The sequence below is a fragment of the Steroidobacter sp. genome (genome assembly GCF_016790065.1).
GTDB lineage: Bacteria > Pseudomonadota > Gammaproteobacteria > Steroidobacterales > Steroidobacteraceae > Steroidobacter.
The window spans coordinates 1-10,108 of the sequence record NZ_JAEUPY010000588.1 but is presented as its reverse complement, the minus strand read 5'-3'; the positions used below and the strand labels follow the sequence as shown (position 1 = coordinate 10,108).

10 protein-coding genes are annotated in these 10,108 nt (G+C 59.9%); 6 read left to right on the top strand and 4 right to left on the bottom strand.

The features are described 5' to 3' along the window. On the top strand, positions 1 to 945 hold a 945-nt coding region (locus JNL55_RS24365; RefSeq protein ID WP_293860311.1), incomplete at its 5' end, for an autotransporter outer membrane beta-barrel domain-containing protein. Between the two features lies 1 nt (position 946). Further along, positions 947 to 2,572: a caspase family protein gene (locus JNL55_RS24360; RefSeq protein ID WP_293860309.1), complete on the top strand. Its 1,626-nt coding sequence runs from the start codon at positions 947 to 949 to the stop codon at positions 2,570 to 2,572. On the opposite strand, the gene JNL55_RS24355 is transcribed toward JNL55_RS24360, so the two are convergent. After that, entirely contained in the window at positions 2,569 to 3,345 is a 777-nt protein-coding gene (locus JNL55_RS24355) for an SDR family NAD(P)-dependent oxidoreductase (RefSeq protein WP_293860307.1), read from the bottom strand. The two genes, JNL55_RS24360 and JNL55_RS24355, sit on opposite strands and share 4 nt — an antisense overlap. Positions 3,346 to 3,621: 276 nt before the next feature. Here JNL55_RS24355 and JNL55_RS24350 point away from each other — a divergent pair, with 276 nt between their 5' ends. From JNL55_RS24350 to JNL55_RS24335, 4 genes are all read left to right on the top strand, one after another. Then, positions 3,622 to 3,822 (top strand): hypothetical protein, encoded by a 201-nt coding sequence (locus tag JNL55_RS24350; protein WP_293860305.1) that lies wholly within the window; start codon positions 3,622 to 3,624, stop codon positions 3,820 to 3,822. 89 nt (positions 3,823 to 3,911) lie between these two features. Further along, on the top strand, positions 3,912 to 4,265 hold the full coding sequence (locus tag JNL55_RS24345; RefSeq protein WP_293860303.1) for a DUF559 domain-containing protein: 354 nt from the start codon (positions 3,912 to 3,914) through the stop codon (positions 4,263 to 4,265). Between the two features lie 77 nt (positions 4,266 to 4,342). Then, positions 4,343 to 4,741, top strand: a complete 399-nt coding sequence (locus JNL55_RS24340) for an MbcA/ParS/Xre antitoxin family protein (protein WP_293860301.1) — start codon at positions 4,343 to 4,345, stop codon at positions 4,739 to 4,741. Then, the gene (locus JNL55_RS24335) at positions 4,738 to 5,421 is read left to right on the top strand and encodes an RES family NAD+ phosphorylase (RefSeq protein WP_293860299.1); all 684 of its coding nucleotides are present in this window, start codon (positions 4,738 to 4,740) and stop codon (positions 5,419 to 5,421) included. Before JNL55_RS24340 ends, JNL55_RS24335 begins: the two co-directional genes overlap by 4 nt. 7 nt (positions 5,422 to 5,428) lie before the next feature. On the opposite strand, the gene JNL55_RS24330 is transcribed toward JNL55_RS24335, so the two are convergent. The 3 genes from JNL55_RS24330 to JNL55_RS24320 form a co-directional block, all read right to left on the bottom strand. Further along, on the bottom strand, positions 5,429 to 6,484 hold the full coding sequence (locus tag JNL55_RS24330; RefSeq protein WP_293860297.1) for a 2-oxoacid:ferredoxin oxidoreductase subunit beta: 1,056 nt from the start codon (positions 6,482 to 6,484) through the stop codon (positions 5,429 to 5,431). Beyond that, positions 6,481 to 8,325, bottom strand: coding sequence for a 2-oxoacid:acceptor oxidoreductase subunit alpha (locus JNL55_RS24325; RefSeq protein WP_293860295.1), 1,845 nt, complete (start codon positions 8,323 to 8,325; stop codon positions 6,481 to 6,483). Before JNL55_RS24325 ends, JNL55_RS24330 begins: the two co-directional genes overlap by 4 nt. Next, positions 8,286 to 10,108, bottom strand: a 1,823-nt coding sequence (locus JNL55_RS24320) for an FAD-dependent oxidoreductase (RefSeq protein ID WP_293860293.1), incomplete at its 5' end; no start/stop codon positions are given. The genes JNL55_RS24325 and JNL55_RS24320, both read right to left, overlap by 40 nt.

Sequence of the window (10,108 nt, the reverse complement as noted above, 5' to 3'; positions counted from 1 at the left end):
CAGCTACAGGAAATGGCGAAAGGCCTGCTCGGCGGCGGCGCCAGCGCGGATGAGCCTGGCGGCTTGCTCAGCGACAAGTGGGGCATGTGGGCGCGTGGCAATTTCAGCTTCGGCGAAAAGGATCGCAGCGCCAGTAGCCCGGCCTTCGATGCCGACCAGTGGGCGTTGGTGGGCGGTCTGGATTATCGCTTCAACGACAAGCTGGTCGGCGGCCTGGCGCTCGCTTACGGTCAATCCAGTATCGATTTCGAACCGAGCGATGAAGGCGGCTTGGAAACCGATACTTGGGCCCTGTCGTTGTATGGCTCGGCTTACGTGGCCAAGAATCTGTACTTCGACGCCATCGTCAACGTCGCCAACGCCGACTATGGTGCCGACCGAAACATCACCTATGTCGACGGCAGTGGTCTGGTGAATGTCGATGCGCACGGCGACACTGATGGCATGACCTATAGCGCCGGCCTGTCCGGTGGCTATGACTTCCTGATCGGCGGGCTGACGATATCGCCCAACATCGGCTTGTTCTATATCGATGCCACCATCGACAGCTTCACCGAGAACGGCGCCGGCGGCTTGAACCTGATCTACGACCAACAGACCTTTCAGTCCTTCACCGGCAATCTGGGCTTCCGCGCCACCTATGCCTGGAATTTGAACTGGGGAGTGTTGTTGCCTCATGTTCGCATCGACTACGTGCGGGAGTTCAAAGACGACGTCGATGTGTTCGGCGTACGGTTCGCTGCCGATCCCAATGCCGTCAGCGCGCCGCCCATCCTGGTGGAAACGGATAACCCGGATGAGTCGTACTGGCGCCTGGCCGCCGGCCTGTCGGCGCAGTTCATTCACGGGATCTCGGCCTATGTCGAATATCAGCGCCTGGAGAGTTTCGAGTTCATCAGTTTCCAAGATGTGAGCCTGGGTCTGCGACTACAACGAAGCTTCTAATATGAAAACGCGTCCGCTGCCGAAGATGATGGGTCGATTCGCCGCCTTGGTCGTGCCGAGTCTGTTCGTCATCGCTGCGGCGGCCGCGCCGACGCCGACCAAAGGCATGGTCAAGCGCGCCGACCTGGAAATCGTCGATTGTTTGTTGCCGGGGCAGGTGCGCCAGTTAGGCAACAGTAGTTTCCTGTCGCAGCGACGACCGATTCGCACCACGGCGTCGGAATGTTCGATCCGTGGCGGCGAATATGTCGCTTACGACCGCGCGGATCTGCAGTCTGCATTACGCATCTGGATGCAGGCCGCAGAGTCCGGCGATCTGGAAGCCCAAACCAATGTCGGCGAGATTTATGAGCGTGGCATGGGCGTGACGCCCGACTACGAAGCCGCGGCCAAGTGGTACCAGAAGGCCGCCGATAAAAACTATGCTCGCGCGCTGTTCAACCTCGGCACGATGTATGAGCAGGGCCTCGGCGTGCCGCAAGATGGTCTGAAGGCGCTGAATCTGTATCGCCAGGCTTGGGGCGTTCCCGAAGACAGCATCATTTTCGCATCGGCCGCGCAGCGCGAACAGGATGAGCTGCGGAAACAACTCGACACCGCCATCGCCGAGAAAGATGCGCAGCTCAATCTGTTACAAAAGCAGCTCAAGGACTTGCAACAACAGCTGGCCAAGAAGCCGGCGGTGGAGCAGGCCGCCGACAGCGGCAACAAGGAAATCGAAGCGCTGAAACGCTGGATCGAACAGTTGGAGTCGGAGCGTCGCAAGAGCACTGAACGGCTGGCCAGCATTCCCAAGACGCGCACACCGCAAGGCACGACCGAGTTAGCGCAACTGCCGCCCACCGCTGACGAGCGCACGCTGGCCGGAATGAACTTCGGACGTTACTACGCCATCGTCATCGGCAATCAGAATTATCAGAGCATTGAGAGTCTGGCGACACCACGCTACGACGCTGCGCGTGCGGCGCGAATTCTGGCCGATCGTTACGGCTTCACTGTGTCCATCCTCGAGGATGCCAACGACATCACCATGTTGAAGGCCATCAACGATCTGAACTCGGTGCTCAAGCCGGACGACAACTTGCTCATCTATTACGCGGGCCACGGTGCGCGTTTGCAGAGTGGCAAGAGCGAGGCCGGCTATTGGTTGCCGGTGAATGCGGACGCGCCGCCGAAAGATACGTTCTGGGTGCCGAACGAGCAGATCACGGGTCATCTGGGCCGGCTGCCGGCCAAGCGCGTGCTCGTGGTGGCGGACTCGTGTTACGCCGGCTTGTTGTCCACCGACCCGAGCTATTTGTTCCTCAACGACAAAGTCACTTACTCGAAGGACTACATCAAATTCAAACTGCCGAAGCGTGCGCGGCTGCTGCTGTCTTCGGGCGGCGATCGGCCGGTGCTGGATGAAGGTAGCGGCGGCAATTCAGTGTTCGCTCGCGCCTTTCTGGATGAGCTGGAGAACAATCAGGGCATTCTTTCCAGCCCTGAATTGTTCAGCCGCATCCGCAAGCGGGTCGAGATCGCCGCACAGAAAAACAAGTTCGTGCAGACGCCGGAGTTCAAGTCCATCAAAGGCGCCGGGCACGAAGTGGGTGATTTCTTTTTCGTGCCGCGGGCCAAGACTTAACCGCCGCGGCCGACCACGCCACCGCCGTCGATGACCATGGTTTGGCCGGTCATGAACGAGCCGCTCGGCCCGGCGAGAAACACGGCGGCGCCGGCGATTTCATCGGGCTCGCCGATACGGCGCAGCGGATAGACCTTCACGGTCTGCTCGTAGATTTTCGGATCGTCCCATAGCGCCTTGGCGAAATCGGTGCGCACCAGGCCGGGCGCGATACAGTTGGCGCGAATGTTTTTCGGGCCCCATTCGGCGCACAGATTGCGCGCCAACGCCATGTCCGCGGCCTTGGACAAACCATAAACACCGAGAGTGGTGGAGCCGAGCAGGCCGGCAATCGACGAAATGATGATGACCGAGCCGCCGCCTCGCTGGGCCATCTGGGGCAGCGCCATGTTGCACAACCAGAAGTTACTGCGCACGTTGTTGTTCATGACCTTGTCGTACGCGTCGTCCGGCATGTTGATTGACGGCCCGTAGTAAGGATTGACCGCAGCGTTACACACCAGCACGTCGATGCCGCCCCAATGGCTGACAGTGTCGTCGACCAGCTTCTGCAAATCTTCTTTGCGGCTGATGTTGCACGCGAGCGCGATGGCTTCGCCGCCTTTGTCCTTGATGGCTTTGACGACTTCCTCGCACGCGTCGAGCTTGCGACTGCTGACCACGACTTTCGCACCGTGTTCCGCCATGCGCTCGGCGATGGCTCGCCCGATGCCGCGGCTCGAGCCGGTGACCACGGCAACTTTGCCGGTGAGATCGAAAAGGCTGGAAGTCATATGCATCCCCATCCGTATCCGTTTTATACGCCGCGATCATAACCAAGCGCGCTCACGACTCCTACGGGGGCTCATACCGGCACTTCAAATAAGCTAAGGCCAACTCGCAAAAGAATCGTCGAGCGCGACCGCAGGTCGGAAAAAGGCTCGCGAGTTCTCCAATCTGTGCGCCTTGTCGCTAAACGGCAGCAGCGATGTGCCGATGTCTCGGACTAAGGCGGCGGAACTGCCTACGTGAGCGAAACGTTCTGAAAGCGGAAAGAAGTCGAGGTTGTTATGAAATCGACACAGCAATGGGGCCAGCATCTTCGCGAGATGGTCAATGCCAGCCTGGATCCGGTGGTCTACGCTTTGCAGTGGGCGCACGATCCGCGTTGCATACAGCTCGGTAAAAAACATCGTCGCGTCGGCGCGCCGATTGAACGTAATGCACCGGTGTGTCGGCTGTGGTTGGGCCGGCAGCGCGGCTGGAGCTGAAATCGCCCGGCTTGGGTGCAGGAATTTCTAGGCAAAGCGCCCAATTATTGAACTGATTGGGCCCGAGCGCGGCAGCTAGGCTGCGCTCCATGTTGAATGGAATCTTTAATCCGATCTTCAAGGATCGAGCTGCGAAGGAACGCGCGGCCAGCGAGGAGCAAGCGCTCGCTGAGCTATTGGCCGCACGCGAGCTGCGGCACTTCCCCCTGACTCGTCACTGTGAAATCGGCCCGTTCGCGGTCGAGTACCTATTTGCCGAGCGCGCCCTCATCGTCGAGCTCGGCGCCAGCTCATGCGAAGACTTTGCGCTCGCCGAGCGGCGCGCTGGCCGCCGCAAGTTCCTGAACGACATGGGTTACACCATTCTGGTTCTGGATGGGCCGGAAGTGCTCCGCCAGCCGCGGCGGGCACTGGCCAGAATCCGCGCCGCGCTGGAGGTCTGAGCATGTCTGAATCTTTACTATGGCGTTCAGTCCCAAACTGGAGTAATTTCTCAGATACTCCATTAGAGGACTGGGCCATGTTCCAACCCCGCAGCCTCGAGAACGCCGGCTTCAATGCCGATGAGCTGGGCGCCGCCGCCTTGACCGCCTTTTTCAACATTACCGCCGCCTGGCATCTGGGCGCGGAGGAGGAGCGGGTGTTGCTGGGTGCTCCGCCTCGCTCCACGTTCTTCAAATGGAAGAGTGACCGCGCCGCGCGCTTGTCCGCAGATACTCTGGAGCGCATCAGCTACGTGATGGGTATCTATAAAGCGCTGCATATTCTGCTGCCCACTCAAGAGACCGCTGATGCGTGGGTGAAGAAGGCCAACACCGCGCAGGGTTTCGGCGGCAAGCCGGCATTGGAAAGGATGCTCGCGGGTCGGGTCGTGGATCTGGCCGACGTGCGTCGCTATCTGGACGCGCAGCGCGGATGACCGACGCACGCGAGACCACGCTTCGCTGGCAAAAGATCTATCGCATCGTTGCCGCTCGGCATCCACCGGTAAACGTATTTGAAAATATTTTGCCGGCGCGACAAATGGAGCTCGGCTGGTTCATCGAGAGTCTGACCAACGATCGTCTGCGGGACGAGAGTGGTGAGGCGCCGGTGATGCCCGACGAACATCGAGTGCATGGACCTGGCGCGAGCATCGTCATGGCCGCCTTCACGCACACCGGTTTTCCGAGTCGTTTCAGCGACGGCAGTTATGGCGTCTACTACGCATCACATTCGCTCGAAACAGCCGTGCGAGAGACTGCTTACCATCGCGCCAAGTTTCTCGCGGCGACTCGCGAAGCTCCGTGTGAGGTCGACATGCGCGCTTATGTCGGTCGGCCGTTGGAGCCATTGCTAGATATTCGCGGGCCGCGCTTCAATCATCTGCATCATCCGGACGACTACGCCACGTCGCAGGCCTACGCGAAGCCGCTGCGTGAACAAGGTCACTGGGGCTTGGTCTATCGCAGCGTGCGCCATGAAGGGGGCGAATGTGTCGCCGCGTTCAAGCCGCAGGCTGTGAGTATTCCCGTCGCCGGCGCGGCCCTCGCCTATGTTTGGGATGGCGATCGCATCAATAAGGTCTACGAAAAGTCCGAAGTGTTGTTCGAACTCTGAGCCGGCCTTAGCGGAAACGCGACAGAATCTTTTCCAAGCCTTTGGTGCCCGGCGTGAGCTTCGAGTACGGCAGCTGATTCACCGGTGTCGTGGTCGTGCCGTTCACCTCGTGAAACTCCGGGCTATTGCCGTCGATATAAATGAGCCCGGTGACGAACTCGTTCTGCGCCAGCTTTTCGCGCAAGTAGTTGTAAGCATGGCCGCGATGCGTCGGGTCGTACGACGGATCCAGTTTTCGCAGCAGGATGCGGCTGCCATCGTGCAGCGTCACCGGCATGGCATCGCCTTGCGCGTACTGCGCAGTGATCTCGCTCGCTGGCGGCACGAAATCGGTGTGCACCACTTCATCGTAATGATCGCGCACGAACTCGTAACTCTTGGTCGAACCGACGTGATCGTTGAACGTCACGCAAGGTGACAGCACGTCGATCAGCGCGAATCCTCGATGCTTCATGCCGGCGATGATCAGCGGCACCAACTGCTCTTTATCGCCCGAAAAACTGCGTGCGATGAATGTGCCGCCCAATGTCAGCGCGGCTTGCACCGGATCGATGGGCGGTTGTTGATTCTCTTCGCCCTTCTTGGCTTTGGTGCCGATATCGGCGGAGGCGGAGAATTGACCTTTGGTCAGGCCGTACACACCGTTGTTCTCGATGATGTACAGCATGTTCAGATTGCGGCGCATGGCATGCGCGAACTGACCGAAGCCAATGGACAGAGTGTCGCCGTCGCCTGAAACGCCGATGTAATGCAGATCCTTGTTGGCGGCGATGGCGCCGGTGGCGATGGACGGCATGCGTCCATGCACGGAGTTGAAGCCGTGACCGCCGCTGACGAAATAGGCCGTGGTCTTGGACGAACAGCCGATGCCCGACAGCTTGACCAACTGCTCGGGCCGCATGGACATTTCCCAGCAGGCCTCGACCAGTGCGGCGGTGATCGAGTCGTGGCCGCAACCGGCGCACAGTGTCGACATGCCGCCTTCGTAATCACGACGAGTCAGCCCCAGCTCGTTCCGGGGCAAACCGGGATGCGCAATCTTTGGCTTGGCGATGAAACTCATGAGCGACTCCCAGCGGCCAGGCGCTTCTCAGGCAGCGACGCCAGCACGCCGTCGACGATGACGCTCGACGACATGGGCAGGCCGCTGTAATGCAGGATCGAGTGCAGCTTGGCTTTTTCGACGGCCGTTTCCAGCGTCAGCAAGGCGCGCAGCTGAGCGTCGCGGTTTTGTTCGACCACAAAGACTTGTGAATGCGAGGCCAGAAAATCCTCGACGTCCTGACCGAACGGAAAAGCCCGCACTCGCAAATAATCTATCTGAACGCCGCGTCGACGCAGTAGATCCAAAGCTTCGCGGACTGCGCCGTCACAACTGCCCAGCGATACCAAACCTAGCCCCGAGCCGTTCCGGCCATCGAGCACCGCTTTGGGCACCAGCGTCTTGGCGGTATCGAACTTGCGCTTCAACCGATCCAGCACGATTTGATATTCGGCAGAGTCTTCGGTGTAGGCGCCATACTGAGTGTGGCCCGAGCCGCGCGTGAAGTACGCGCCTTTAGGATGCGTGCCCGGCAACGTTCGATACGGAATCGCATCGCCATCGTGGTCGAAGTAACGATAAAACTTCTCGATCTTCTCCAGCTCTTCTTTGCTCAGCACCTTGCCGCGATCGGGTTGATAACTGTCGTCCCACTTCAGGTCCGGACACATCCAGTCGTTCATGCCGATGTCCAGGTCGGACATGACGAACACTGGCGTCTGTAGCCGTTCTGCCAGGTCGAAGGCTTGCACGGCCATGTAGAAACATTCTTCGGGACTGCTGGGGAACAGCAGTACATGGCGTGTGTCACCGTGAGAGGCATACGCCGCGAGCGTGAGATCGCATTGTTGAGTGCGCGTCGGCATGCCGGTCGACGGGCCGACGCGCTGGATGTCGAAGATCACGGCGGGGACTTCGGCGTAGTAAGCCAGGCCGATGAACTCGTTCATCAAAGAAATGCCCGGCCCGCTGGTGGGTGTGAACGAGCGCGCGCCGTTCCATGCAGCGCCGATGACGGTGCCGATGGCCGCCAGCTCGTCTTCGCATTGAACGATCACGTAATTGCGCTTGCCGGTTTCCGGATCGATGCGCCATTTCTGGCAAAAGCTTTTGAAGCCATCCATCAACGACGTCGACGGAGTAATCGGATACCAAGCGCCCACTGTGGCGCCGGCATACATGCAGCCCAGCGCAGCCGCAGTGTTGCCATCGATCAGGATGTGATTGGCGGTCTTGTCCATGCGTTGCACTCGCAGCGGCAACGGACATTGGAAATGTTCTTTGGCGTAGTTGTAGCCCAGCTCCAGCGCCTTGACGTTGGAGTCGAGCAAGGACTTCTTGTTCGCGTAGCTTTCGCCGAGCAGCGCACGCATCACGTCGAGTTCGATGTCCAGCAACGCGCCGAGCACGCCGGCGTACACGATGTTCTTGAGCAGGATTCGCGAGCGCACGCCCTGGAACGTCTCGTTACAGATGCGGGCCAGTGGTACGCCAAAGATGGTGATGTCGTCGCGTTTCAGCAGCGCCGGCCGCGGCCAGGTCGAGTCGTACAGCAGGTAGCCGCCGGGGCTGACTTCTTTCACGTCCTTGGCATAGGTCTCGGCATTCATGGCCACCATGAAGTCGATGCGGCCGGAACGGGCGACGTAACCGTCGCGCGAAATACGGATCTCATACCAGGTGGGCAGGCCCTGGATGTTGGACGGAAAATAATTCTTGCCCATCACCGGAATGCCCATCCGGAACATGGATTTCATCAGCAGCGTATTGGCACTGGCAGAGCCGGTGCCATTGACGTTTGCAAGCTTGATGACGAAATCGTTCAGGCGGTCCGGCGACTCTGGAGAGGCTGCGTGCTGCATGGAGTGGTCTCGTCGCTCGCATAAGGAATGCGGATTTTCGACTTCTGCATGTCCCACGCTGCTGTCGGGCAGCGCTCGGCGCACAGTCCGCAATGTACGCAGACGTCTTCGTCTTTGACCATGACTCGCTCCGTATGTTGCAACGGTGCGGAAACAAACAAGGGCTGCGTGACGCGCAGTGAAGGTGCTTTCAAGCGCTGCCGCAGCTCGGCTTCGTCACCGTTCGGTGTCATGGTGAGACAGTCGACCGGACAAATATCGATGCACGCATCGCATTCGATACAAAGCTTGGCCTCGAACACGGTTTGTACGTCGCAGTTCAAGCAGCGCTGTACTTCGGCTGCGGCCTGCTCGGCGCTGAAGCCCAGCTCCACCTCGATGTTGATTTTCTTGAAACGTTCCTTCAACGCCACGTGCGGCATCAAGCGCCGCTCCACCGGGTTGTAATCGTTTTTGTAGGCCCACTCGTGCAAGCCCATCTTGCGGCTCGACAGATTCAACAAGCGCGGCAGGCGCTCGTTGACGTTTTCGCCCTGACAATAGCGATGCAGTGAAATGGCTGCCTGGTGGCCATGCGCCACCGCCCAGATGATGTTCTTCGGGCCAAACGCGGCGTCGCCGCCGAAAAACACATTGGGCCGGGTCGACTGGAAGGTGACCGGGTCGACTTTGGGCACGTGCCATTTGTCGAACTCGATGTTCAAATCGTTCTCGATCCAGGGAAAGGCATTTTCCTGACCGATGGCCAGGATCACGTCGTCGCAAGCCAGGAATTTTTCGCCGACCACGCGCTCGGCGGTGATGTTGCCTCGAGCGTCCAGATCGTATTCCATGACGTCGAAGCGCATGCCGGCCAGCTGGCCGTCGGCGATCACGAATTCTTTGGGCGCGTGATTGACCACGATCTCGACGTTCTCGGCTTCGGCGTCTTCGAGTTCCCACTCGGAAGCCTTGAAGAAGGCGCGCGGTTTGCGTGCCATGACTTTCACATCGTCGGCACCGAGTCGCAGCGAGGAGCGGCAACAGTCCATCGCAGTGTTGCCGACGCCGATGATCAGCACGCGCCGCCCGATGCTTTTGACGTGTTCGAACGCGACCGATTCCAGCCAGTCGATGCCGATGTGAATACGCGCCGCGGCCGCTGAATCCTTGCGCCCGGGCAGCTGCAAATCTTTGCCCTTGGGCGCGCCGCTGCCGACGAACACAGCGTCGAACTCACCGGTGCCGAGCAGTTGTTGCATGCTCGTCACCGGTGAGCCCAAACGCAGGTCCACCCCCAAATCGATGATGTAGCCGATCTCTTCCGCCAGCACGCGTTCGGGCAGACGGAACGAAGGAATATTGGTGCGCATCAGGCCGCCGGGCGTGCCCCACCTTTCAAAGATGCTGACCTCGTAGCCCAGCGGCATCAGATCGTTGGCGACTGTGAGCGAGGCCGGCCCGGCACCGATGCAGGCGATGCGCTTGCCATTTTTCTGAGCCGGCGCTTTGGGTAAGCGCGAGCGCACGTCGTCGCGATGATCGGCGGCGACGCGTTTCAAGCGGCAAATGGCGACCGGTTCGTTGTCAGGCGCGGCTTCGACGCGGCCGCGCCGGCAGGCGGGCTCGCAAGGTCGATCGCAAACGCGGCCGAGAATTCCCGGGAACACGTTGGACTCACGGTTGACCAGATAGGCTTCCGTGAACTGACCCTGGGCGATCAACCGGATGTATTCGGGAACGTCGGTATGGGCCGGGCAGGCCCATTGGCAATCGACGACGCGATGATAGTAATCAGGATTTC

Excerpts from the sequence above, each read along its gene's own strand:
- JNL55_RS24360 (WP_293860309.1), top strand. The coding sequence starts at position 947 with ATGAAAACGCGTCCGCTGCCGAAGATGATGGGTCGATTCGCCGCCTTG.
- JNL55_RS24355 (WP_293860307.1), bottom strand. The coding sequence starts at position 3,345 with ATGACTTCCAGCCTTTTCGATCTCACCGGCAAAGTTGCCGTGGTCACC.
- JNL55_RS24350 (WP_293860305.1), top strand. The coding sequence starts at position 3,622 with ATGAAATCGACACAGCAATGGGGCCAGCATCTTCGCGAGATGGTCAAT.
- JNL55_RS24345 (WP_293860303.1), top strand. The coding sequence starts at position 3,912 with ATGTTGAATGGAATCTTTAATCCGATCTTCAAGGATCGAGCTGCGAAG.
- JNL55_RS24340 (WP_293860301.1), top strand. The coding sequence starts at position 4,343 with ATGTTCCAACCCCGCAGCCTCGAGAACGCCGGCTTCAATGCCGATGAG.
- JNL55_RS24335 (WP_293860299.1), top strand. The coding sequence starts at position 4,738 with ATGACCGACGCACGCGAGACCACGCTTCGCTGGCAAAAGATCTATCGC.
- JNL55_RS24330 (WP_293860297.1), bottom strand. The coding sequence starts at position 6,484 with ATGAGTTTCATCGCCAAGCCAAAGATTGCGCATCCCGGTTTGCCCCGG.
- JNL55_RS24325 (WP_293860295.1), bottom strand. The coding sequence starts at position 8,325 with ATGCAGCACGCAGCCTCTCCAGAGTCGCCGGACCGCCTGAACGATTTC.